The 22,909-nt window shown below is 61.4% G+C and carries 22 protein-coding genes; 6 read left to right on the plus strand and 16 right to left on the minus strand.

Features of this window, described 5'->3' with window-relative positions:
* Positions 1 to 44 precede the first annotated feature (44 nt).
* The 4 genes from KI612_RS13390 to KI612_RS13405 form a co-directional block, all read right to left on the minus strand.
* On the minus strand, positions 45 to 641 hold the full coding sequence (locus tag KI612_RS13390) for a polysaccharide biosynthesis/export family protein (RefSeq protein WP_226440575.1): 597 nt from the start codon (positions 639 to 641) through the stop codon (positions 45 to 47).
* A 10-nt stretch (positions 642 to 651) separates the two neighbouring features.
* The gene (locus KI612_RS13395) at positions 652 to 2,082 is read right to left on the minus strand and encodes an outer membrane beta-barrel protein (protein WP_226440576.1); all 1,431 of its coding nucleotides are present in this window, start codon (positions 2,080 to 2,082) and stop codon (positions 652 to 654) included.
* 264 nt (positions 2,083 to 2,346) lie between these two features.
* On the minus strand, positions 2,347 to 3,981 hold the full coding sequence (pgm, locus tag KI612_RS13400; RefSeq protein WP_226440577.1) for a phosphoglucomutase (alpha-D-glucose-1,6-bisphosphate-dependent): 1,635 nt from the start codon (positions 3,979 to 3,981) through the stop codon (positions 2,347 to 2,349).
* A 137-nt stretch (positions 3,982 to 4,118) separates the two neighbouring features.
* Positions 4,119 to 6,692 carry an EAL domain-containing protein gene (locus tag KI612_RS13405; protein WP_404818102.1) on the minus strand — a complete coding sequence of 858 codons (2,574 nt, stop codon included), beginning with the start codon at positions 6,690 to 6,692 and terminating at the stop codon, positions 4,119 to 4,121.
* Between KI612_RS13405 and KI612_RS13410 the strand changes: the two genes are divergently transcribed.
* Positions 6,573 to 6,956: a hypothetical protein gene (locus KI612_RS13410; RefSeq protein ID WP_226440579.1), complete on the plus strand. Its 384-nt coding sequence runs from the start codon at positions 6,573 to 6,575 to the stop codon at positions 6,954 to 6,956. The two genes, KI612_RS13405 and KI612_RS13410, sit on opposite strands and share 120 nt — an antisense overlap.
* Before the next feature lie 221 nt (positions 6,957 to 7,177).
* On the opposite strand, the gene KI612_RS13415 is transcribed toward KI612_RS13410, so the two are convergent.
* From KI612_RS13415 to KI612_RS13430, 4 genes are all read right to left on the minus strand, one after another.
* Positions 7,178 to 7,750, minus strand: coding sequence for a dihydrofolate reductase (locus KI612_RS13415; RefSeq protein ID WP_226440580.1), 573 nt, complete (start codon positions 7,748 to 7,750; stop codon positions 7,178 to 7,180).
* The gene (locus KI612_RS13420) at positions 7,729 to 8,112 is read right to left on the minus strand and encodes a dihydroneopterin aldolase (RefSeq protein WP_226440581.1); all 384 of its coding nucleotides are present in this window, start codon (positions 8,110 to 8,112) and stop codon (positions 7,729 to 7,731) included. The genes KI612_RS13415 and KI612_RS13420 overlap by 22 nt, the downstream gene beginning before the upstream one ends.
* A 124-nt stretch (positions 8,113 to 8,236) precedes the next feature.
* The gene (locus KI612_RS13425) at positions 8,237 to 8,635 is read right to left on the minus strand and encodes a hypothetical protein (RefSeq protein ID WP_226440582.1); all 399 of its coding nucleotides are present in this window, start codon (positions 8,633 to 8,635) and stop codon (positions 8,237 to 8,239) included.
* A gap of 41 nt (positions 8,636 to 8,676) precedes the next feature.
* Positions 8,677 to 8,895 (minus strand): hypothetical protein, encoded by a 219-nt coding sequence (locus KI612_RS13430; protein ID WP_226440583.1) that lies wholly within the window; start codon positions 8,893 to 8,895, stop codon positions 8,677 to 8,679.
* A gap of 233 nt (positions 8,896 to 9,128) precedes the next feature.
* Here KI612_RS13430 and KI612_RS13435 point away from each other — a divergent pair, with 233 nt between their 5' ends.
* The 5 genes from KI612_RS13435 (at position 9,129) to KI612_RS13455 (ending at position 16,140) form a co-directional block, all read left to right on the plus strand.
* Positions 9,129 to 10,445 (plus strand): PAS domain-containing sensor histidine kinase, encoded by a 1,317-nt coding sequence (locus KI612_RS13435; RefSeq protein ID WP_226440584.1) that lies wholly within the window; start codon positions 9,129 to 9,131, stop codon positions 10,443 to 10,445.
* Positions 10,446 to 10,792: 347 nt separating this feature from the next.
* The gene (locus KI612_RS13440; RefSeq protein WP_226440585.1) at positions 10,793 to 13,393 is read left to right on the plus strand and encodes an ATP-binding protein; all 2,601 of its coding nucleotides are present in this window, start codon (positions 10,793 to 10,795) and stop codon (positions 13,391 to 13,393) included.
* 2 nt (positions 13,394 to 13,395) lie between these two features.
* On the plus strand, positions 13,396 to 14,523 hold the full coding sequence (locus KI612_RS13445; protein ID WP_226440586.1) for an ATP-binding response regulator: 1,128 nt from the start codon (positions 13,396 to 13,398) through the stop codon (positions 14,521 to 14,523).
* A complete protein-coding gene (locus KI612_RS13450) occupies positions 14,520 to 15,176 on the plus strand; it encodes a response regulator (RefSeq protein WP_226440587.1) in 657 nt (218 codons plus the stop codon). The genes KI612_RS13445 and KI612_RS13450 overlap by 4 nt, the downstream gene beginning before the upstream one ends.
* Before the next feature lie 151 nt (positions 15,177 to 15,327).
* On the plus strand, positions 15,328 to 16,140 hold the full coding sequence (locus KI612_RS13455) for a Crp/Fnr family transcriptional regulator (RefSeq protein ID WP_226440588.1): 813 nt from the start codon (positions 15,328 to 15,330) through the stop codon (positions 16,138 to 16,140).
* A 2-nt stretch (positions 16,141 to 16,142) separates the two neighbouring features.
* Here KI612_RS13455 and KI612_RS13460 read toward each other — a convergent pair whose 3' ends face one another.
* The 8 genes from KI612_RS13460 to nosD all read right to left on the minus strand — a co-directional run bounded on the left by KI612_RS13460 (position 16,143) and on the right by nosD (position 22,906).
* Positions 16,143 to 16,889, minus strand: coding sequence for a class I SAM-dependent methyltransferase (locus KI612_RS13460; RefSeq protein WP_226440589.1), 747 nt, complete (start codon positions 16,887 to 16,889; stop codon positions 16,143 to 16,145).
* Positions 16,890 to 16,891: 2 nt separating this feature from the next.
* Positions 16,892 to 17,383 (minus strand): TlpA family protein disulfide reductase, encoded by a 492-nt coding sequence (locus KI612_RS13465; RefSeq protein WP_226440590.1) that lies wholly within the window; start codon positions 17,381 to 17,383, stop codon positions 16,892 to 16,894.
* A complete protein-coding gene (locus tag KI612_RS13470) occupies positions 17,380 to 18,207 on the minus strand; it encodes an ABC transporter permease (RefSeq protein ID WP_226440591.1) in 828 nt (275 codons plus the stop codon). The genes KI612_RS13465 and KI612_RS13470 overlap by 4 nt, the downstream gene beginning before the upstream one ends.
* Positions 18,208 to 18,302: 95 nt before the next feature.
* A complete protein-coding gene (locus KI612_RS13475) occupies positions 18,303 to 18,791 on the minus strand; it encodes a nitrous oxide reductase accessory protein NosL (protein WP_226440592.1) in 489 nt (162 codons plus the stop codon).
* Positions 18,792 to 18,793: 2 nt separating this feature from the next.
* Entirely contained in the window at positions 18,794 to 19,651 is an 858-nt protein-coding gene (locus tag KI612_RS13480) for an ABC transporter ATP-binding protein (RefSeq protein ID WP_226440593.1), read from the minus strand.
* 44 nt (positions 19,652 to 19,695) lie between these two features.
* Entirely contained in the window at positions 19,696 to 20,661 is a 966-nt protein-coding gene (locus KI612_RS13485) for a NapH/MauN family ferredoxin-type protein (protein WP_226440594.1), read from the minus strand.
* Positions 20,658 to 21,545: a 4Fe-4S dicluster domain-containing protein gene (locus tag KI612_RS13490; protein ID WP_226440595.1), complete on the minus strand. Its 888-nt coding sequence runs from the start codon at positions 21,543 to 21,545 to the stop codon at positions 20,658 to 20,660. The genes KI612_RS13485 and KI612_RS13490 overlap by 4 nt, the downstream gene beginning before the upstream one ends.
* Positions 21,542 to 22,906: a nitrous oxide reductase family maturation protein NosD gene (nosD, locus tag KI612_RS13495; protein WP_226440596.1), complete on the minus strand. Its 1,365-nt coding sequence runs from the start codon at positions 22,904 to 22,906 to the stop codon at positions 21,542 to 21,544. The genes KI612_RS13490 and nosD overlap by 4 nt, the downstream gene beginning before the upstream one ends.
* Positions 22,907 to 22,909: the final 3 nt, after the last annotated feature.

Here is a 22,909-nt window from a genome sequence, read left to right on the forward strand (position 1 = left end):
GTTCGGTGCCATTCGGCACACGAGCATTAAGAAGCAAGGGGCGCTTAGAAGAAGCTTTCTTCAACGGTGACGATATCACCGGGCAATACGTAGGTATTCAGTTCGGCCTTTTGGGAGCGCTGCAACGGATCACCATCCCTGATGATGTAAATCTTGTTGATGGATGCGCGCTCCTTGAATCCACCAGCCAGGGAAGCAGCCTTGCGTATCGTCAGCCCCGGTTGATAGGGGTAACCACCCGGTTTATCAACCAAACCATTGATGTAGAAGGGACGGTATTCCTCAATCTGGACGGAGACTTTCGGATTGACTAGATAACGCCCCTTGAGGCCGGTCGTGATGATGCGTTCGAGATCACCGGTTGTCAGCCCCAGCACCTTGACTTCGCCAAGGGCCGGGTAGGAAACAGATCCGGCATCGGTAAGCCGGATCTTTTCCTTACTGAGATCTTCTTCACCCAGAACACGGATGGTGATGACATCACCTGCTGCCAAACGGTAGGTGGAGAGGCCTGTCGGGGCACCTATCACTGCCCGGTCATTACCGGGGAGAGATGGAACATCTGACTGGGCATGAACCAGGGAAATGGAAAATACCAATGCCAAAAAAAGCCGCATTAAAACCACAAACAGACCTCGCATCTTCGGTTACTTAAAGTACAAATTCTACGGTACCCATCACCACGTTACGCTTGAAATCATTGGTATCGATGGTGGAATTACGATCGGTACGCGTAAAATCGACACCAACACGTGTACGGTAACCGACTTCGGTGTAGAAACCGATACCGTAATTCTTGGTATTGTCCCGACGATCAACACCGGTGAAATCGGTCTTCACCAAACCAGCACTTACCCGCGATGAAACATAGCTCGCCCATTTGTGGTTCCAGGTCAGTGAGGTTGCGGAATTGATCACATAGTCACCAACACCGGTGGAGTCTGAGGGGGTACGTGAAGAAGCCAGATCAAAAGTCGAGTAGGTCAGCGGCGACCAGCGCAGATTGCCTTCCCAGCTCAGCGAAGAAGAATCGGAAATATTGGCATCTGCAAAGCTCTTGTAGGCACGCCCCAGCTTGATCATACCTGTGGTTTTTGCCGTTGCATCCCAAGTCAGACCCGCATACAGGCGCAAATCGGAGTTGTCACCCGGGAAGGCTGCCGTGGAAACATAATTCGCCCAAGTATTGCGAGCCTCGAAAACCAGCGAGGTACGCGGCAACACACGATAGAAGAAACGGCCAGAGAGCATGGTCAGATCGACATCAGCCACCTCGGTATAAGCGCGGTTGTTCTCGTAACGCTTTTGCATGAAGGAGGTTTCAAGCTCCAGGCGACCAATCGCACCCTGAGCACCGTAGATACCCAGTGCACGAACAACCGGCGCATGCCAGCGATCCGGCTCGGCAGAAGAAACACGGTTGGTCGAACCTCGCGGATCGGACCGTTCGATGTAACCGACGCCCCATCCCAGACGGGCACGCGATGTAAAGTAGTTGTCGCCAGCCATCCATAGTTCATGGTGATTGAAATCGTCGGATGACGAATTTTCATAATGACCATAGTTACCAAGATAGCTCAGGGTGTAGCGACCACCATGCGTCTTGATCTCGGTGACCAATTCGGGGCGAAGCACCCAAAGGTTGGAACCAACGCGATTATCTTTCGTCCCGCCCACATTGTCGTTATGACCAAAGCCAAGCAGCACCGAGGGATAAACAAAAATGCCGTTTTCGAAACGAATCGGACGTCCATGACCCGTCGCCGTCAGGATTGCACCTTCAGCAGGCACACGCCCACCGGCAATCCCGGTGCCACCAAGCTCATACCCGGCGGTAACCGATTGTTGAGCGGCACCGACACTGACGTCGTTACCGAACACGGTGGCCGAGGCTCCGGAATAATTCCCCCAGTTGGCGCCGGCTTCGGCACTGGTTGAAGCATCAGGCGTAGCGGCTACCTGAGATTCACTTCCGTCAGCAGAGAAAGCAGGATTAGCAACCAACCCCATGGCAAGAAGCAGCACGATGGCCGAACGAGTTTCTGGAATGTACAAAGTAGTTCTCCTGAAGATTGCTGGCATAGTCTGTTTGCCCTTGATCTGTCACGGGCGAAATTTTGGCCGATTCTAACACTGCGCCCATGCACTTCGTATAACCGCAAGTGCAAAATTTGCCCGCAGCAGAGCAAAAAAAGCGTTTCAAAATTCCTCGAAACGCCCGCCACACGGCAATTTACAAAAAAATACATTTCTTTGCCGCAGTGCAACAAAACCCCATCGAAATCCGGCAGATATAGGACCGTTTTAAACGCGCAAAGCCGTCAAAGAGCACATCGAGCCCCCTCCTCAGGCTAGCGCCTGCGTGAGTATCGCCTGTGCTTCGCCAACAATCGTCTGCAAATGCCCGGCACTGACGAAACTTTCGGCATAGAGCTTGTAGATGTCTTCGGTTCCGGACGGTCGGGCAGCAAACCAGCCATTCGCCGTGCACACTTTGAGGCCGCCAATCGCTGCTTTATTCCCCGGTGCGTGCGTCAGGCGAGCGGTGATCGTGTCGCCGGCCAGGGTCGGCGTCGTGATCCGCTCAGCGGTCAACCGCTTGAAAGCGGCCTTTTCTGCCGGGCTGGCCGGGGCGTCGATACGCACGTAATGCGGCGTGCCGTATTCGGCGGCCAGCATCTGGTAATACTGACCGGGATCCCGGCCGGAAACGGCGGTGATTTCAGCCGCCAGCAAGCCGAGGATGATGCCGTCCTTGTCGGTGGTCCAGACCGTGCCATCGCGCCGCAGGAAACTTGCGCCGGCGCTCTCCTCGCCACCAAAACAGAGGCTGCCGTCCTGCAGGCCGGCGGCAAACCACTTGAAGCCGACCGGCACTTCCAGCAACGGCCGGTCCAGACCGGCAACCACGCGGTCGATCAAGGCGCTGGAAACCAGGGTCTTGCCCACCGCAGCGCTCGCCGACCATTGCGGCCGGTTGTTGAGCAGGTAGTGGATGGCGACGGCGAGGTAGTGGTTCGGGTTCAGCAGCCCCAGCGACGGCGTCACGATGCCGTGGCGATCGACGTCGGCGTCGTTGCCCCAGGCAATGGCAAAGCGGTCCTTGAGCTCGACCAGGCTGGCCATGGCATAGGGGCTGGAGCAATCCATGCGGATCTTGCCGTCGTGATCCAGGGTCATGAAGGCGAAGGCCGGATCGACCGCCGGATTGACGATTTCGATATCGAGGCCGTAGCGCTCGGCGATCGGCTGCCAGTAGGCAACAGCGGCGCCACCCAGCGGATCGACGCCGATCTTGAGGCCGGCGCGACGAATCGCGTCCATGTCGATGACCTTGCCGAGATCGGCGACGTAAGCTTCGACGAAATCCTGTTCGACGATATGGGCACAAGCCATCGCCTCGGCCAGCGGCAGGCGTTTGACATCACGATTGCCGTCCGCCATCAGCGCGTTGGCGCGCTGTTCGATCCAGCCGGTGACATCGGTATCGGCCGGACCGCCGTTCGGCGGGTTGTATTTGATGCCGCCATCGCGCGGCGGATTGTGCGAGGGCGTGATGACGATACCGTCGGCCAGCTCGGCCGACTGGCCGCGGTTATGCACCAGGATGGCCCGCGAGATGACCGGCGTCGGCGTGTAGCCGTCAGCGGCCTGCAAATGCGTCAGCACGCCATTGGCAGCAAGCACTTCAAGTGCGGAACATTGCGCCGGTGCCGAAAGGGCGTGCGTGTCCTTGCCGAGGAAAAGCGGGCCACTGATGCCCTGGGCTGCGCGGTATTCGCACACCGCCTGGGTAATGGCCAGAATGTGCGCCTCGTTGAAACTGCCATTAAAGGCGCAGCCACGATGGCCGCTGGTGCCGAAGGCGACGCGCTGGGTCGGGTCGCTGGTATCGGGTGCGGCACGGTACGCTGCGAGCAAGGCGGGAATGTCGGTCAGGTCGCTGGAATTGGCTCGCTGGCCGGCGCGGGGATGGGTCATGATCAGGAATTCCGGAAGGCTGTCGTTTGCATGCGTAATATTTTACCTTGCCGGCATGACGATCTGACGCGGATCATGCGGCAAAGCGTCGCGGCGGCAAAATTGCCGGTTTTTACCGGTCGACCGTCAAAAAAAGGTCAATTTGCCGAGTTGGTCTGGCGAATGAATGCCAACACCTGATCGGCCGGTACCGGCCGGCTGAATAGATAGCCCTGCACGAAGTCGCACCCCTTGCTTTTCAGATAGTCGCGCTGCGCCTCGGTTTCGACACCCTCGGCGACCAGCTTCAGGCCCAGGCTGTGGGCCAGGCCGATGGTGGCGTCGCAGATTGCGGCGCTGTCCTGATCCTCGCCGATTTCCATGACGAAGGAACGATCCAGTTTGAGGTGCTTGATCGGGAACATGCGCAGGTAGCTGAGCGATGAATAGCCGGTGCCGAAGTCGTCGATTGCCAACTCGACGCCCATGTCGTGCAGCAGATCGAGGATGCGGACGGTTTCGTCCGGCTGGTTCATGGCGACCGATTCGGTAATTTCGAAGATCAGCGTTTCCGGCGCCAGACCGAAGGCCTCGATGGCGCCACGGGCGAGAATCGGCAGATTGCCGTTGCGCAATTGCAGGGCCGAGATGTTGATGCCCATTTTCAGGCCACGCAAACCGGTTTCGTTGAATTCGGCCAGCTGCCGGCATGCCGTCCAGAACACCCATTCGCCGATCGGCTGGATCAGGCCGGTTTCTTCGGCAATGCCGATAAAGTTGCCGGGTGGCACCATGCCCATTTCCGGATGCTGCCAGCGCACCAGGGCCTCAAGGCTGACTACCTTGCCGGTCTGCATGTCGAGGATCGGCTGGTAATGCACGCAGAATTCGTCGCGGGCCAGGGCCTGACGCAGGCTATGTTCGATTTTCAGGCGTTCGAGGGCGGCATCGTTCATCCGCGCATCGAAGAACTGGAAGTTGTTCCGTCCGGCCGCCTTGGCGTGATACATCGCCGCGTCGGCATTTTTCATCAGCGTTTCGCCATCTTCGCCGTCAGTCGGGAAGAGCGCGACGCCGATGCTGGGCGTGGTGTAAAGGTCGTAGCCTTCGATCACATAAGGGTCGCCGATGTTGCGCACGAGCTTCTCGGCGATGATCGCCGCCGAACCGCTATGCTCCATGCCGCTCAGCATGATGACGAATTCGTCACCGCCCAGGCGTGCCACGACATCGCTGTCGCGTACGCTGTCACGCAGGCGGTCGGCGACTTCGATCAACAGCTTGTCACCGATGTGATGACCGAGGGTATCGTTGATCACCTTGAACCGGTCGAGATCGATGAAGAGCAGCGCCACCTTGGTACCTTCGCGCCGCGCTGCGGCCAGCGCCTGGTCGAGGCGCCCCTTCAGGCTGAGGCGATTGAGCAGGCCGGTCAACACGTCGTGATGGGCCATATGCTGGAGTTGGGCTTCGGCAGCACGCTCCGACGAGACATCGGTAAAGTGGGCAATGTGGTTACCGATCGAACCGTCTTCATTGCGGATCACCGAGACCGTCATCCACTTCGGGTAGATCGCGCCATCCTTGCGCCGATCCCAGATTTCGCCCTGCCAGAAGCCGCGCTCGCCGATGGTCAGCCACATCTCCTTGTATTCTTCCTGCGTCGTGCGCCCGGCGGAGAGGATGCGCGGGTTGCTGCCGATCACCTCTTCCGGCTCGTAGCCCGTCAGCTTGGTGAAAGCGGGATTGACCGTCACGATTTTGTTGTCGCCGTCGGTAATCAGGATGGCTTCACCGCTGTAATGGAACGCGCTGGCGAGCAACTGCATGCGTGATTCCATCTGATGCTGACCGGTCACATCCTGCGATGTCCCGACAATCCGCAGTACCCGGCCATCCTCGCCATAGTGCGCCTCGCCGGTTTCGAGCAGGTATTTGACCCGACCATCGGGCATCAGCAGACGGTGCCTGACCATCAGGAGGCTGCGCTTGCGCATCGCCTCGCGATACTCGCGATTGACGGCGTCCCGGTCTTCCGGGTGCACCAGGGCAACAAAATCGTCGTAGCTGCGCTCCGGCAAAAACGGCTCGAACTCGAAGATCTGTTGCAATTCCTCGGAGCACACCACCCGACGACTGGCGAGATCGAGTTCCCAGCTGCCCAACTGGGCTATGCGCTGCGCCGTCTTCAGCTGATCCTTGCTTTTGTGCAAATCGGCGAGTGCCAGCACTTCCCGCTCCTGGGCGCGGAACAGCCAGAACAGCAGCAGCGCCAGACCGGAGAGCAACAGCAGGCTGACCAAACTACCAGCCCACACACGCTGCCGCCAGTTGCTCAACACATCACTTTCTGCGACCCCGGCCATGACATAAAACGGATAGCGCTCAAGCACGCGGTACGCGACGATTCTGGGCACGCCATCCACCGCAGACGGAAATGCCAGCACCCCGAAACGACTTCCTGCGGCGAGAACATCCACCATCGGGAAATCCTTGCCAGGATGTTCATTGAACTTTACCGGCATCGCCGGCGCGACAAAAACAAGCGAATGATCGTCAAGCCTGCGGATGGAAAATGCCCCCTCAGGCCCAAGCTTCAGTGAATCGAAAAGATGGGCAAAATACTCAAGACGCAAAGGCACAATAACCAGCCCGAGGAAACTGCCATCCTGATGCCGTATGGCCCGGGCGGCAACGATAGAAGGACTACCGTTGAGGCGCGAAGTCACCATCTCAGAAAACACCGTGCCGATATCTGGCTGATCTCGTACCAGGGCAAAATAACTCCGATCAGCGACGCTGACATCTCCACTCACGAACAGCATTTTCCCGGACGCGTCCACCAACTGAAAATCCCCCACCTCGGGAAAGTCGATGCGATAGCGCTCAAGCTCCGCTTCCAACGCCAGAGATGCCAAGCCAATGACACCGGGATTCAACAAGGTTTTCGGGAAGCGGTCAGCAAGACGAACCAAGTCGGCATCTATACGGCGTAGCGTCGAGTCCAGCCTCGCATCAATCAGCTCTGCATAATTTTTTGCCGTCAACTCGGCTTCAGCACGTGTTTCCTGATATGCAGACCAGAGGTTGTAGGCGAGCACAAGAAAACTGCCGGCGACAAGCAGGACCATGACCCGCCATAACTGACGTCCCTTCCGGATATATTTCTCTGGCGCCTGTGGCGCTTGCCTCACCATTTTTGTCTTCTTGTGATTGGTTAGACCAATTTTGATGAGACCGGGCCTTTTTTGCAATCATCTTGCACGACAAGGCGAGGCATTGGCTGTTCATACAGGATAAAACGACACACTACGTCCTGCCCCGTCTTGCGCTCGCGGTAGGTCTTGCGCTCGTCGCTGACAACCCGCCAGTCTGCCAGCGGAATGCTATCCGGGAACAAGGTATCGCCGGCAAACGGCATTTCTATGCGGGTCAGGTAAAAGCGCTGGCAGTACGGCCAGGCAGCGGCATAGACGGAGGCGCCGCCAATCACGAAAACCGGCTTGCCGGTTGCCACAGCGGCCGCCAGCCCCTGCTCGACGGAATCAACACGCTGGCAACCCGGACGCAGGGAAAGGTCCGATTGCCGGCTGACGATAAAGGAATCGACCGGCACGACGTCCATCGACTCATAGGTCAGCCGCCCGATGACCAACGCCGCACCGGCAACAGTGGACTCGAAATAAGCCAGCTCTTCCGGAATATCCCAGGGCAACCAGCCATCAAGGCCAAGCATGCCGTTGCTGGCAACAGCACCGATGGCCGCGATCAACGGGGCGTTTTCAGCCATTGTTCGCGCGTCATCGACAAGGAAATGGCCGGAGTTGCCTGTCCGTTGTAAACATGGGGTTTATGCATGGAGATAAAGGCCGAGCTGACGATGGGCATGCCAAAGATCGCATCCATGACTTCGAGAATGCTCGATTCCAGACATTCGCAGTGAGCGTTGCCTTCGAGCTTGCGGATCGCAAGAAAAATGACTTCGTAATCGACAACCTGACGGATGTCGTGCGGATTGGCAATGGCATCCATCGGCGCCCAGGCGTCCGCGTGCACTACAACCGCCTGCGGACCATGTTTCTCCAGCGGGTTACACCCGGTTCGCAGTTGAATGGTGGCATCCACCGATGCGCACCAGTGATTGACTGGCAAAGTACTCTCCTTCATGTATCTCGAATAATCGACGCCGGCAAAGATACCAGAGCGCCAGAACATTACCGGCGAAAAAAATCGCAGGCCGGTTTCACCTGCGATTTGTGTTTCAAAAGCCAGCCAGTCAGGCGACGACGTTAACCAGGGTTCCGGTGGTTTGCCCCTCGGCGTTGACTGTCGGCGAGGCGGGCGTGGTGACCTTGCTTGCCGTGGTATCAAGCGCCTTGGTCAATTGCTGGTGCCAGTCACTGAACTGACTGTCCAGCTTGGCCTTCGATTGCTGTGACACCACATTCAGCCGGGCATTCGAAGCCTCGCCTTCGGCCTGCTCCGACTGCACTTGCAGCGAACGGGCATTTTCCTGTGCGCGATTGGCAACCGATTTCGCATCCCGAGCCTGCGCCTGCAGGGAGCGCGCTTTTTGCTCAGCCTGATCGGCGGCACGCTGGGCCTGTTGCTGTTGCAACTGAACCCACAAGCCACTGCTCAGGCTTTGCGCGCTGGAGGTTGAACTGATCGCCATTTGATCACCCGATGAGTCCTGTCATCAGCCGGGCGGCTGCCTCAGGCAGTCACGTTAATCAGGGAACCCGTGGTTTGCCCTTGCGTATTGACCACCGGACGCGGCGTTTCTTCCTTGCGTTCGTTGGCTTCCTGCAGGCGGGACTCACGCCGTTCTGCCTGCTGCGCTTGCTGCGTCTGCTGGGCTTGCTGCGTCTGGCTGGCGGGAGTACTGGCGCTGGTATAAGAACCCAGACTGGAAGTGACAGAGGAGATATCCATGACAATCCTTTCAATAAAACAACTGCTTAATCTGACTTTACACCATCCAGAAAAATCTGCCAGCAGAAAAATGGCCGGGGTCTCCGGCAACCGGGCAAGAGAACGGGGCTGGGCCCATTCTTGAACAACGGCCCACACCTATAAATAATAATAACAACAAATATGAAAAATTCGATGTAGAATTAGCCCCGTTGATCGCGCAAACCTCACCGCCAATTCAGGAAAGCAAGAAAATGCCAGACCAGCTCCCGGACGCCAGCCCAAAGACCTGCCACGTTTCGACGGCAAGCCATGGCATTTCTGCCGCGGAGCTCCCATCCAGCCCGGTGCCCTGTGCTGACATTCTGGACACCAGTCCGGTGCCCTGTTTCGTGATTGATGCCCAGCATCGCGTCATCAAGTGGAACAAGGGGTGCGAACAATTGCTGGGGATCAGTGCCGCTGAAATGCTGGGCACCAGCAATCATTGGCAGGCTTTTTATCCCAGCCGTCGTTCGACCCTGGCTGACCTGATTGTCGATGGACGGGTGGAAACCCTGGCCGAGGAGCTTTACCGCGACAACCACCTGCGGCGTTCGCCCATCATCGTCGATGCCTACGAAGCCGAAACCTTTTTCCCGCAGATGACGCCGGAAGGACGGCATTTTTTCTTTACCGCAGCACCGCTGCGCAGTGAGGATGGCAAGATCATCGGGGCTGTCGAAACCCTCCAGGACGTCAGCGCGCAACGCCGGGCGGAGCAGGCATTGCAGGACTCGCACGACCGGCTGGAACAGGAAGTCGCGCTGCGCACCGCCGAACTGCAGGAATCAAATCGCCAGCTCGCACTCAGCCTGCAACGCGCAGAAGAAGCCAGCCAGCTGAAATCGGCTTTCCTGGAAATGCTCACGCTCGAACTCAAGACTCCCCTCAACGGCATCATCGGCATCGCCGAACTGATCCGCAATGATCCGAACGCAGCGGAGAACACCGAGTACGCGGCCATCATCCACGAAAGCGGTGCGCGGCTGTTCAAACTGCTCGACGACATGCTCAATCTCAGTGAAATCAAGGCAGGCGAGGCGAAAGTCATGGCCTCACCGAGCTGCACGCACGAACTGATCGAGTCGCTGATCCGGGAAAACGCACCGACCGCAGAAAAAAAGGGAATCGTGCTCAACCTGCAGTTTGCGCGAAACAGCCCGGAGATCGTGTGCAATGACCCTCGGCGGATGACCAGAAGTCTGGCGCCGCTCATTGAGAACGCCATCCGATTCACACAAGAAGGCGAGATCAATATTGCCGTCGAACGCGACCACGAAGATATCGTCATCTGCATTGCCGACACCGGCCCCGGCATTCCACCAGCCGCCCGCGACAACATTTTCGAAATCTTCCGGCAGGGACAATTGCACCAGCAGCAGTTTCAGGGAGGCTTGGGGCTGGGCCTTGCGCTGGCCCGCGCCGAAGCGGAACTTCTCGGTGGCAGCCTGATCCTCGACCCGCAGCAAGGAAGGACAGGGGCGCGTTTCATTCTGCGCCTGCCGATCGAGGCACCCTGCCTGCACTGACCGGGAAGGGCAAATTCGGCCGTCGGGCAGGGTCGACCGGATGGGGCGGCAATTTTCGCCAATTTTGCATACATCAATTTTTCTCCCGGCCCGGATTGATACCATCAACCGAGTCACCCTGGAGATACAGGCCTAGCGGGTGACAGGTCCCCGTCCTGCTGCAGGCTGCGCCACGCCAGTCCGGCAGCGGGAAAGCTTTGTTCAGCCCTCCCTCTCAGGCCCTTGAACGCGACGATGAAACGCCCATCCGCTGCCAGCTGCTTCAGGCAACGCACCTCCAGAGCGGAAAACGCCCCAGGCCTGTTGCAGACAAAAACTGACGTCGCCAACGGCAAGGGACGATAGCGATGCGCAATGCGGCAAACCGCTCGACCCACTGGCCCGGCGTGAAAGCCATCCTGCTGCTGATCGTCATCTGGACAATTCTCGTGCTCTCCTCGCTGCTCACCCAGCGCGAACAACTGAACCGGACGGCGAACGCCCTCGCCCGCATCGATGCCGTTGCCAACCTCAAGAAAGACATGTCGATCCGCAAGTGGGCATCGAGTGTCGGCGGTGTCTTCATCCGCGAGGCACACCTGCGCCCCTTCAACTCACTGGAGGAAGCCGAGCACGTTTTCGTCGCCCAGGCCAATGGCGAATACCTGCGCCTGGTTTCCGTGACGCCCATGCATCTGCTGCTCGCCATCCAGGAAACCAGCAACAGCGCCTTCGGCGGGCGCGAACGGCTGACCTCGAAGCAGTTGCGCAATGTCGAAAACGCCCCCGACGACTGGGAGTCAAGTGCGCTGGAGGCGCTGAGCAAAGGTTCCGAGCTGGTCACCGAATCGGTGCCGGCCAAGGGCTCGCACGGCCTGATGCGGGCGATGATCCCGATGCGCATGGAAAAGGAATGCCTGGAATGTCACCGCGACACCCTGGTACCGGTGGGCGGCCTGCGTGGCGGCGCGACCATCTCGATCAATCTGAACGCTTACCGCACCGCTCAGGAGCCCACCTGGCATGCCATCCAGCTCTGGCACTTTGGCATCTGGATCATCGGTCTGGCCGGCTTTCTGAGTTTTGGCTACCTGGCCCGCCGGCGCAATATCGAGAGAACCCGGCTCGATGAGGAGCGCCACGAAAACGAGATGGCCTTCGGCGCCATGGCCGAAGGTGCCGTGATTACCGACGCCAACGGCAGCATCCTCTGGGTCAATGATGCCTTCTGCCGGATCAGCGGCTACAAGCGTGACGAAGTGATTCACCAGAACCCGCGCCTGCTCAAGTCGGGCCGGCACGACGCTGCCTTTTACCAGCAGTTGTGGGCCCAATTGACGGAAAAAGGCCACTGGCGCGGTGAACTCTGGAATCAGCGCAAATCCGGCGAGATCTTTCCCGAGGAAATCTCGATCCAGGCCCTGAAAGGGCCGGATGGCCGGATACGCCGCTTCATCTCGATCTTTTCCGACATCACCGAGCGCAAGCGTATCGAGCAGGAATTGCAGAACTACCGCGAAGACCTCGAGGAGCAGGTCCGCAAGCGCACCGAGGAACTGACCGAGGCACGCGATGCGGCCGAGGCGGCGAATCGCTCGAAATCGACCTTCCTCGCCAACATGAGCCACGAACTGCGCACCCCGCTCAATGCCGTGATCGGCTTTTCGCAGCTGATGGAAAAAGACCCGGCCCTGGCCGACCTGCAGCGCCGCCACGTCGAAATCATCAACCACTCCGGCAATCACCTGCTGACCCTGATCAACGACGTCCTGGAACTATCCAAGATCGAGTCGGGCAAGATGGAGATGCACCAGGAAGAAATCGATCCGGCCAGCCTGCTCGAACAAGTCGTCGGCATGATGCGCCTGCGTGCCGAACAGGCCGGGCTGGCGCTGCATCTCGAGGCTGCCGACCTGCCGGCAACGGTCATCCTCGACCCATTGATGCTGCGCCAGGTCTTGCTCAACCTGCTGTCGAACGCGATCAAATTCACCCCGCACGGCAAGGTGGCCCTGAGCGTGCACAGCACCAGACTGGATGACGTTCGGGTACGCTTGTCTTTCAGCGTGCGCGACACCGGCATCGGCATCCGCCCCGAGGATCAGGAACGCATTTTCCGCCCCTTCGAACAGGCCGGGGTGCCACAACAAGGCGGCACCGGCCTCGGCCTGAGCATCAGCCGGCAATACGTGGCAATGATGGGCGGCGAACTGGCGCTTGAATCGACGCCGGACGTGGGTTCCTCTTTCAGTTTCGCGCTGGCGGTAAGCGCCGGCAAGCAAGCCCTGAGCACCCCGCCGAAAGGGCGTGTCGTCGCACTCGAAGCGGCGCAGCAGGGGCACCACGTTCTGGTGGTGGATGACATTCCCGAATCCCGCCTGCTCGTGCGCTCGCTGATCGAACCGCTGGGTTTCCGGGTCAGCGAAGCCGCCAGCGTTGGCGAGACGAAGAGTGCCATGCGGAGCGAGCTGCCCGACCTCGTCTTCATGGACTGGTTTCTGCCCGACGGGAACGGTCTGGATGCCATCCGGCACATTTGCAGCACGCACGGACCAGCCCGGCCGCGCATCGTCATGCTGACTGCCAACGCCCTCGAACAAAGCCGCGAAGCCGCACTTGCCGCCGGTGCGGATGACTTCCTGAGCAAGCCTTACGAGGAAGACGAACTCTATGCGACACTGGAAAGGCAGCTCGCCATTCATTTCACCCGTCGGCAGACGCAAACCGAGCCGGCAACATTCGGCAGCGCCGGCGAGATTTCCGCCGCCGACCTGCTTGCCCTGCCGCCCGAAATTCGCGCCCGCCTGGCCCAGGCTGCCATTTCACTGAACCCGGAACAGATCGCCACGGCCTTGCGCGAACTCGCCGGCGACTATCCGGAACTGGCCAGGGGACTGGGCGAATTCTCTGATACCCGCCGCTACCAGCGCCTCTGGCAGGTGCTCGGCATACTCGACAACGAGGAATGAGCATGCAAAACACGTCGACCGCCCGCACCGAAGTGATGATTGTCGAAGACACCTCGGCCTCGCTCGAACTGCTCTGCGAACTGCTGACCCAGGCCGGCTACGCCGTGCGCCCGGCCCCGGAGGGTGCGATGGCGCTGCGTTCGGCCCAGGCCAAGCCGCCGGAACTGATCCTGCTCGACATCCGCATGCCCGGCATCGACGGTTTTGAAGTCTGCCGTCGCCTGAAAAGCGACGCACGCACGCGCGACATTCCGGTCATTTTCCTTTCCGCACTGCGCGACGAGGCCGATACCCTGCGCGGTTTTGCGCTCGGTGCCGTCGATTTCATCGCCAAGCCCTACCGGCCCGAGGAAGTGCTGGCCCGGGTGCGCACCCATGCCGAGTTGCGCCGCCTGCAGAGCGGCCTCGAAGAGCGCGTCAAGGAACGTACCGCCCAGTTGCTCGAAGCCCAGGCCCGGCTGATCGAATCGCAAAGCCGCCTGCAGGAACTGGCCGGCTTCCTGCAGGGCGTGCGCGAGGAGGAGCGCACCCGCATCGCGCGCGAACTGCACGACGAACTCGGCCAGACGCTGACCTCGCTGCGCATCGATCTCGGCTGGTTGCGCAATCAAAGTGAAAAACTCGGTGTACAGGCGGTCGACCGGGCGAACGGCGCCTATATCCTGGTCGAGCGCACCATCGACACGCTGCGCCGGATCTCGGAAGGTCTGCGCCCCGGCATGCTCGACGTGCTCGGACTGGCCGCCGCCGTCGAGCACCACGTCACGCAATTCGAGGAGCGCACCGGCATCGCCTGCCGGCTGCACATGAACCGCGAGGAATTCAGCCTCGGCGGCGAGCTCGCCATCGCCATTTTCCGCCTCGTCCAGGAGGCGCTGACCAATGTCCTGCGCCATGCCGCGGCCGGCCAGTTGAGTATCGAGATCAACGACGCCGAGGACAGCATCCAGGTCTGCATCGAGGATGATGGCCAGGGCTTTCTGCCCGACCAGGGCAAGAAGACCTTCGGCCTGCTCGGCATGCAGGAGCGCGTCAAGATGCTCGGCGGCCACCTGACCATCGCCAGTCAACCCGGCCGGGGTTGCCGGATTGACGCCACTTTTCCGAAACCGGGAGATGCTGCAACATGATCCGCATCCTGATTGCCGACGACCACGACATCCTGCGTGCCGGCCTCAAGCACATCCTGCACGATACCGGCGACATCGTCGTTGCCGGCGAGGCCTGCGACGGGCACCAGGCGCTCAGCCTGGTGCGCACCGGGCAATGGGACGCCCTGGTACTCGACCTGTCGATGCCGGGCAAGAGCGGCATCGAACTGATCAAGCAGATCAAGGGCGAGTTTCCCCGCCTGCCCATCCTGATCCTCAGCATGCACAAGGAAGATCTCTACGCCGTCCGCGCGCTGAAAGCCGGCGCCTCCGGCTACCTGTGCAAGGACAGCGCCGAGGCCCTGCTCGCCCAGGCCATCCGCAAGGTGGTTGGCGGCGGCCTCTTCGTCAACCAGGCAGTGGCGGAAAAGCTCGCCATGGACATGTTGACCGGTGCCGGCAACGGCGCGCCGCACAGCCGGCTGACCGACCGCGAATACCAGGTCTTCATGCTGCTGGCGCGCGGCCTGGGCGTTACCGACATCGGCCGCGAGCTCAATCTCAGCGTCAAGACGATCAGTACGCACAAGACGCGCATCCAGGAAAAGATGAATCTCGCCAACACGGCCGACCTCATCCATTACGCCATCCGCCACCAGCTGATCGGCGGCCCCGACGGGCTCGATGCCTGAGCGGCGCCGCCCTAGGAATATTCCTACCCGCAATCGATGTTATTCCTAGGCAACAATCAGGGGATGTCTGCTGCCGGCAGCGCCGGGCCAAACCTACACTGACTCCATCGCAGCGACCATCAGACTGCGGTCAGGAATCAGGAGAATCACCATGGCCCCGTTCATTTCACGTTACGCATGCGCCCGCGTCGATCCGGCAATCCCGGACGGCATCGTCACGCAACTGGCCGCCCTGCCCCTGTTCAGCCCCCTGTCGGCGCTCGAACTGGAGCGCATCGCCGCTTCCGCGCGCAACCTCCAGGCCGGCAAGGGAGAAATCCTCTTTCACAAGGGCGATCCCTGCCACGGCTTCTATCTGATCGTTTCCGGCAAGGTCAAATTGCTCTTCAACTCACTGGGCGGCAGCGAGAAAGTCATCGAAATCCTGATGCCGGGGCAGAGTTTCGGCGAATCGGCGATGTTCATGGACCAGCCCTACCCGCTCAGCGCCCAGGCCCTGAGCGATGCGAGCTTCATCTACATCACCAAGACATCGGTGTTGCAGGCGCTGGAAACAAATGCCCAACTCGCCCGGCAGCTGATCACCTGCCTGTCGAGCAACCTGCATCAGCTTTTCCAGAACCAGGAATTCAATGGCATGCGCTCGGGCAAGCAGCGCATTGTCGATTACATCCTGCGCCAGATGAAGCCGGCCGCCGTCCTGAGCACAGTGCCGGTCGTCATCCTGCCGGCGAGCAAGGGAACCATTGCTTCGCATCTGGGCATCACGGCCGAACACTTTTCGCGCATCCTGCACGAACTGGTCGAGCATGAACTGATCACGGTCTACGGCAAGAAAATCGAGATTCTCGATCTGGCGCAGCTACGCGCCGTGCTCGACAGCCAGGGCGAGCGCGAGCATGCGCCAGCAGCGCCCTGCCGCCTGGTGAAAACCACGCCAGCCGCGCACGCCGGTCGCTCCTGAAATCACCAGCCTGCCGCTGCCGGCGGCTTCTCGCCGAAATGCAGGCAGGCAATCCCGAACGACAGGTTTTCCCAGCGCACATTGATCAAGCCGGCTGCGCCGACCAGTGCGGCAAACTCCGCCTGGTCGGGAAAGCGCCGGATCGATTCGACCAGGTACTGGTAGGCGATCGGCTGGCCGGCCACGGCCGCCCCGAGACGGGGAATCACCAGCCAGGAATAGAGATCGTAGAAGGGTGCCAGCCAGCGCACCGGGCGCGAGAACTCGAGACAGACGAAATGCCCGCCCGGTTTCAGCACGCGCTGGATTTCGGCCAGCGCCTGACTGAGCCGGGTCGCGTTGCGCAGCCCGAAGGAAACGGTGAGCAGATCAACGCTGTTGGCGGCAAAGGGCAGCGCTTCGGCCTCGCCGGCCAGCCAGTTGAGTGCGACACCGCCTTGCGCCCGACCGGCCGCCATCATCGCCAGGCTGGGGTCGCAGACGGTGACAATGCGTTCACCATCGGCGAGCAGGCGCGCCACGTCACCGGTACCGCCGGCGAGGTCGACGACCTGCCCGGTGATGCCGGCGCAACGGCGGCGCAGGCAGCGCTTCCACAGGCGGTGGATGCCGAAGCTCATCAGGTCGTTCATCAGGTCGTAGCGCGGCGCGACGACTTCGAAGACTTCGCGGATGCGCGCCCGGCGTTCGTCGGTGACGACCGGCTGACGGCCGAAGCTGTGTTCGAGCGGATCAATGCTTTCCGGCATGGCTACTTGAGCAGCGCTTCGGCGAGGGCGGTCAGCTCGGTCGGACTGATCCGCCCGGCGCGCGCAAGAATGACCCTGCCGCTGCGGTCGACCGCCACGGTGAAGGGCAAGCCCATCACCTTGTCGCCGAGCGCCTGCATCAATTCCAGGCCCTGCGTCTTGCCGATCAGGACGCGGTAGTCCATCTCGTAGGCCTTGGCGAACTCGCGCACCGGATCGGCCTGGTCTTCGATGCCGATGCCGAGCACGACCAGCCCCTTACCCCTGTACTGGCGGTCGACCTTGGCAAAATCGGGAATTTCGGCGCGGCAGGGGCCGCACCAGCGCGCCCAGAAATTGACGATGAGCGGCCTGCCCTGCCACTGGCGCAAGGCCTGCGGCTGGCCGGCGAGATCATTGAAAGTGGTCGCGAAGAGCGGATTGCCCGGCGTCGGCTCGGCCAGCGCCAGGGCAGCCCAGCCAAGCAGGGCGAACAGCGCCAGGCGGTATTTCATGGCAGGTCGCCCCGCTTGAACACGAAGTAGCCGGCACAGGCGCTGAGCAGGCCGATCAGTGTCGGATAGACCAGCGCGAACAGGCGGAAGCCCTCGGCGCCGAACAGGTCGAGCACGACGTAGGCGGACGGCCCGAGCACGATCAGTTGCGGGTCAAACATGGCAAGCGCCGCGGTGCGGAAGACCTGCAGCGGATTGAGCAGGGCGAGCATGACGGCGACTTCGGGCGCCACCTTGCCCTGGATCATGACGCCGAGCAGGATCAGATCGAGGAAGAGGAGCAGGCCGAGCCAGACCATGAAGGCAGCGCCCTGCGCCATGTCGGTACTGCGCGCCAGGGCCGAGATCAGCATGCCGATGCCGAGGAAGCAGGCCGACATCACGGCGAGCAAGGCGCTGTAGTAGCCGAAGATCGCCCAGGGCACCTCGATGCCCAGGATGGTCGCCCAACCGACCGCGGCCAGCATGGCGAGGAAGACCGGCGCGAAGACGACGATGTAGCGGCCGATGATCTTGCCCCAGAACCACGCGAACAGCGACACCGGCAGCGACAGCAGGTATTCGAAGACGCCTGCCTCGCGGTCGCCGGCCACCGAGCGCACCGTGGTGATCAGCACGAAGATGGGCAGGATCGCCATGGTCAGCTGGATATAGGTGACGAGCAGGCGCGACAGGCCGATGAAGCCGAGCACACGCGACTCGGTCAGGCCGAACAGGAAGAGCAGCGCGACGATGCCGCCGAAGATCAGCGTGTAGATCTGGAACCAGCGCGCACGCAGGGATTCGACAATATCGAGCTTGGCGGTCAACCACAGTTGTTTCATTTGAGGATCCAGTATTCAGGATTCAGGAGCAAGTTGGCAGGGAAAGACGCGAGTGCAATGCTTACTAACATCTCAAATTCCTGACAACTACCAACTTACTTTCCCTTGGCCAGCGTCAGCCGGCGCATTTCGTTGAAATCGACGCTGCCCGGCAGCGGACTGCCGACAGCGCCAAAGTTGTAAGCCATCGGCGACGACTTGGCGGCGTAGTGCACCTGGCGCGGATCGAACCAGCGCATCTCGTCGCGACTCGGGCTGTCGCTGTCGGCCACCCAGAGCCGGGTCGCCGCATCGGTCAGCCACGGGTACTGGCCCGCCTTGTCGCGCAGCCAGAACACCAGGCAACCGACATCGTCGAAGAAGAAGGCGGTGTTGTTCGGCCCGCCGACGATCTCGGCGGCGAAACGCCGGTCCGAGATGACCATGCCGCAGCGGTGGCAGGTCGTGCGATCCCAGTGGATCTCGACCATGCCTTCCGGCCAGTTGCCCTTGCGACAACCGGACAGCGCGGCAGCCAGCGGCGTCAGGAAAATGCCGCCGAGGGCGAGTCGACCGATGAAGTGACGACGTCCGGACTGGCACACGTTCAGGCCCTCGCCTCGGCCAGCGACAAGTCGCTGACCAGCGCCGTGTAGCGCGACACGATGCCGAGGAAACGCAGGCGATCCGGGCCGGCGATGGCGCCTTCCCAAACCAGGTTGTCGGCGCTGGCCGTGAATTTCCAGCCATCGAGTGCCTTGGCGAAGGCCGGCTCGAAGCGGCTCAGGGCGATGCGGCAGTCAAGCACCGCAGTCAGCGTCACGGCATCGGCGACCTTGTCATCGAGGACGATCTTGCCCATATCCATCTCGATCACCCGGTTGACCAGGGCCGAGACCTCGTCGAGGCGGTGGCTGGAGATGATCATCGTCACCTCGTCCATACGTTCGGCGAGCAGATCAAAGAAGATCTTGCGCGCTTCCGGGTCGAGATTGGCGGCCGGCTCGTCCATGACCAGCACCTTGGCATCGCGGCCGAGCGCGATGGCGATCAGCAGCTTCTGCTTCATGCCGCCGGACAGGCGCACGAACTGGCGCGCCAAGATGCTTTCGAGATCGAGCCCGAGACGGCGGGCAATGGCGTGGATGCGCTGCGGATCGGTGCCGCACAGCGCCGCCGAGAATTCGATCAGCTGGCCGACCGGCATCTTGAGCGGCGGCGGCAGCTGCGGCACGAAGCCGATGTTGCCGAGCACCTCGGTGCGGTTCTGGCGCGGATCGAGGCCGGCGATGGCGACCGTGCCGTCGAAGGTGTATTCGCCGAGCAGGCAGCGGATCAGCGTCGTCTTGCCGGCGCCGTTCGAGCCGATCAGCGCGACACGCTCGCCGAGTCCGATGTCGAGGCTGATGCCGTCGAGGACGCGGGCGCGGCGGAAGGTCTTGGCCAGGTTGTTGAATTGGATCATGGGAGTCATCGAGTGAAAATGCCTGTTTTTATCGGGTCGACCGCTCAGAGCAGTTGCGACAGACCCTTGACTTCATAACGCAGGGCGCCGGTCGGGCAGACATCAACGCACAAACCGCAGCGCGTGCAATCCGGCCCGAGACTCATGCTTTCCTCGCTCGCCCGGCCCTTGACCGTGACGTCGAGCACGTGCGGCACGAGGCAGACCTTGCGGCAGTCGCCCTCGTGGAAACAATGCTCGACGTGGAAGCTGACGCGCAGCGGCGACAGGGCGCCGACCGCACCGTAGGTGAGACCGATCGGGCAGACGTAGCGGCACCAGGCTCGGCGCGAATAGACGATCTCGAACACCAGCAGCAACCCGACCCAGCCGAGCGCCAGGCCCGGCCCGTAGATCAGGGCGCGCGACAGGATGCCGGTCGGCGACAGGGTTTCGAACACGGTGTAGCCGGTGACGATGGCGAGCAGCGCAAAGAGCAGCCAGAACACGGTGCGCGTGCCGCGGTGGAACTCGTGATCGGTGACCAGCTTCTTCTCGACCAGCTTGAGATGCAGCGCCTCGGCCCATTCGGCAAGCAGGTGGTAGGGACAGACCCAGGAACAGAAGGTCCGGCCGCCGAGCAGCACCCAGATCAGGAAGACCGTGAAGGTGCCGATGAACAGGTTCACGATGATGTGCTTGTGAGCGAGCATCACCTGCAGCGCCGAATTGAGGTCGATCAGGTGGAAGCCGACAAAGCGCGAGGCGGTCAGCGCCCCTTCGAGAATCTGGATGTCGAGCCAGAAGCTGAAGACGAACAGCAGGTTGACCGCCAGCAGCACCGCCCAGCGCCGGTTGCGCCACTTGTGGCTGACCAGGTGATGGTCGCGGGCGTGCATCTTTTCCTTGATGTAGCGATCCTTGTCCTCGTACTTGCGGAACATGATCGTCTGCACCCGCTCGGACACCACCTCGGGCTTCTTCGGCGCGGCGCCGAGCATGCCCATGAACAGATCGGCAAAACGGCTCATGACGGCTCCTTCGGCGTGACGGCCGGTGCCAGCGCGACTTCGCCGTGCCAGGTCGCCTGCGCATCGACGATGATCGCCGCCGGCTCGGCCGGGCAGACCATTTCGCAGACGCCGCAGCCGACGCAGGGTTCGAGGACGACCGGCTGCATGCGCGAGGTACCGTCAGCCGCCGTGAAGGGGCGCAACTCGATGGCGCCCTTGACCGGGCATTCGCGCACGCACAGGTCGCACAGCGGCAGGTCGTAGGGATGCTCGGTGATCGGGATCGGTTTCCAGCGGTCGACGTCCATGTAACGCATTTTTCCGGCAAAGCCGGCGCCGCGCGCCTGCCCCTTGAAGCCCTTGCCCTGCACGGCAAGACAGGCGGACGGCCGGGCCAGGCGGGCAACGCCGATGCGTTCCTTGAGATTGAGCGTCGGCTCGGGATCGTTTTCCTTGGCCTTGAGGATGGGCGCTGCGGCGAGCAAGGCACCCTCGCGGATATTCAGGAAAGGCGGTTTCTTGTAGGTCAGCGAGCCGGTCGGACAGGCCAGGATGCACTGCACGGCATCGCAGGAAAAATCGCAGGCCTGCTGGCGCGGGTCGATGTGCGGAACGCCGACGCCAAAGCCGTCGATCAGGTCACCGAGCTTGATCGCCTGCACCGGGCAAACCTGGACGCACTGGCCGCACTTGATGCACGAGGACAGGAAGTCGGACTCGTTGAGCGCGCCGGGCGGACGCAGGCGTTGCGCCGAGGCGCTCAGCACCGGGATGTAGCCGAGCAGCGAGAGGCCGACCACACCGCCGGTCAGGCCGACCGACTGGAGAAACTTGCGCCGCGCCTTGGCGGCCTTTTCCAGCGACATCGCCGGCTTTTTCGGTTTTTCGACAGGTGCGTTCATGACAGGGCCAGGCGTGCGGGCTTGATGAAGCGTGGCTTTTCGTCGCGCAGGATCAGGTCGGGGGTTGAGAACGGGGCCAGGCGCTCGAGGAAATCGAGCAGTTCCATGACCGGCGAGCTGCGGAAGAAGCGGGCAATCGGCATTTCCATCCAGATCTGGTCGGCGTAGGCGTAGAGCTCGTGCTTCTGGTCGCCGTAGCCGTCACCATCGCGGTCGAAGCCCTGGTAGTCGTCCCAGTAATTGCCCTGCCAGACATTGCGCGCATTATTGTTGTTGTCGCCGCGCCCGCCGTAGCTGACCTGGGTCAGGTTGCCCTCGAAGACGTTGTCGACGACGTTGTTGCCGCCCGTCTCGCTGTTGAACTGGATGCCGATGCCGTTGTAGGCGAAGCGGTTGCCGCGGATCTCGATGGTGCTGTCGGGCTGAAAGGGCGACAGGTCGGAGCCGATGCCGATGCCGCAATAGATGATTTCGTTGTTCTCGAGCAGCGTGCCGGAGGCTTCCTTGAAGCCGAAGCCCATGCCGGTGGCGCCGGTGGCATGCGAGATGACGTTGTTGCGGGCGACACCACCCTCGGTGTACATGAAATAGACGCCGACCGCGTTGTCGTAGAAACGGTTGCGCTCGACCACGTTGTCGTTGGCGAACATGAAATGCAGCGAGTAGCGGCTGCGCCGGCCGAGATTGCCGCGAAAGACATTGCGGTGCGAATACCAGGCGACCATGTCACGCGAATCGATGACCTCGTTGCCCTCGATCAGGTTGTCGTTGCTGTACCACAGGCGCAGTCCGTCGCCACGCGCGCCGAGTTCGCGGTCCTTGGAACGCACCTTGTTGTTGCGCACGACGCTGTTGCTCGACTGCTTGAGGTCGATGCCGAACAGGCAGTTGTCGGCAACGTTGTTTTCGACGACGTTATGGTTGCCGCGTACGTCGAGACAGGAATCGTCGGTATCGTGCGAATCGCCGGAACCGGTCAGGTGCAGGCCGCGAATCACCGCATGGTCGGCATTGAGCACCATGACCGTACCGCGGTCGCCGGCATCGATGGTGACCTGGCCGCCGCCATCGATGGTCAGCGGCTTGTCGATGACGACCGGGCCGGCATAGACGCCGGGCGCCGGCTTGATCACCGCCCCCGGCGCCGCCTGGTCGACCAGCGCCTGGAAGGGCTTCAGGCCGTGCACGCGCTTGTCGCGCTGCATCAGCATGTAGGTCGGCTTCGGGCGATCGATGCCGACCCGCGGTGCGGTGCTCAGGTCGGCCGTGGCGCCCAGTTGCTGCTCGGTCTTGCCAAGCGGGATGACCAGCAGCATGGCCGCAGCCAGTCCGGCCCGGCCCAGTGTGCTCAGGTACCGCATGAC

The sequence above is a fragment of the Quatrionicoccus australiensis genome (assembly GCF_020510525.1).
GTDB classification, from domain to species: domain Bacteria; phylum Pseudomonadota; class Gammaproteobacteria; order Burkholderiales; family Rhodocyclaceae; genus Azonexus; species Azonexus australiensis_B.

Excerpts from the sequence above, each read along its gene's own strand:
- KI612_RS13470 (WP_226440591.1), bottom strand. The coding sequence starts at position 18,207 with ATGAAACAACTGTGGTTGACCGCCAAGCTCGATATTGTCGAATCCCTG.
- KI612_RS13440 (WP_226440585.1), top strand. The coding sequence starts at position 10,793 with ATGCGCAATGCGGCAAACCGCTCGACCCACTGGCCCGGCGTGAAAGCC.
- KI612_RS13460 (WP_226440589.1), bottom strand. The coding sequence starts at position 16,889 with ATGCCGGAAAGCATTGATCCGCTCGAACACAGCTTCGGCCGTCAGCCG.
- KI612_RS13485 (WP_226440594.1), bottom strand. The coding sequence starts at position 20,661 with ATGAGCCGTTTTGCCGATCTGTTCATGGGCATGCTCGGCGCCGCGCCG.
- KI612_RS13450 (WP_226440587.1), top strand. The coding sequence starts at position 14,520 with ATGATCCGCATCCTGATTGCCGACGACCACGACATCCTGCGTGCCGGC.
- KI612_RS13415 (WP_226440580.1), bottom strand. The coding sequence starts at position 7,750 with ATGGCTGAAAACGCCCCGTTGATCGCGGCCATCGGTGCTGTTGCCAGC.
- nosD (WP_226440596.1), bottom strand. The coding sequence starts at position 22,906 with ATGCGGTACCTGAGCACACTGGGCCGGGCCGGACTGGCTGCGGCCATG.
- KI612_RS13410 (WP_226440579.1), top strand. The coding sequence starts at position 6,573 with ATGGGCAAAATACTCAAGACGCAAAGGCACAATAACCAGCCCGAGGAA.
- KI612_RS13405 (WP_404818102.1), bottom strand. The coding sequence starts at position 6,692 with ATGGTGACTTCGCGCCTCAACGGTAGTCCTTCTATCGTTGCCGCCCGG.
- KI612_RS13390 (WP_226440575.1), bottom strand. The coding sequence starts at position 641 with ATGCGAGGTCTGTTTGTGGTTTTAATGCGGCTTTTTTTGGCATTGGTA.
- pgm (WP_226440577.1), bottom strand. The coding sequence starts at position 3,981 with ATGACCCATCCCCGCGCCGGCCAGCGAGCCAATTCCAGCGACCTGACC.
- KI612_RS13445 (WP_226440586.1), top strand. The coding sequence starts at position 13,396 with ATGCAAAACACGTCGACCGCCCGCACCGAAGTGATGATTGTCGAAGAC.
- KI612_RS13490 (WP_226440595.1), bottom strand. The coding sequence starts at position 21,545 with ATGAACGCACCTGTCGAAAAACCGAAAAAGCCGGCGATGTCGCTGGAA.
- KI612_RS13435 (WP_226440584.1), top strand. The coding sequence starts at position 9,129 with ATGCCAGACCAGCTCCCGGACGCCAGCCCAAAGACCTGCCACGTTTCG.
- KI612_RS13465 (WP_226440590.1), bottom strand. The coding sequence starts at position 17,383 with ATGAAATACCGCCTGGCGCTGTTCGCCCTGCTTGGCTGGGCTGCCCTG.
- KI612_RS13480 (WP_226440593.1), bottom strand. The coding sequence starts at position 19,651 with ATGATCCAATTCAACAACCTGGCCAAGACCTTCCGCCGCGCCCGCGTC.
- KI612_RS13425 (WP_226440582.1), bottom strand. The coding sequence starts at position 8,635 with ATGGCGATCAGTTCAACCTCCAGCGCGCAAAGCCTGAGCAGTGGCTTG.
- KI612_RS13455 (WP_226440588.1), top strand. The coding sequence starts at position 15,328 with ATGGCCCCGTTCATTTCACGTTACGCATGCGCCCGCGTCGATCCGGCA.
- KI612_RS13430 (WP_226440583.1), bottom strand. The coding sequence starts at position 8,895 with ATGGATATCTCCTCTGTCACTTCCAGTCTGGGTTCTTATACCAGCGCC.
- KI612_RS13395 (WP_226440576.1), bottom strand. The coding sequence starts at position 2,082 with ATGCCAGCAATCTTCAGGAGAACTACTTTGTACATTCCAGAAACTCGT.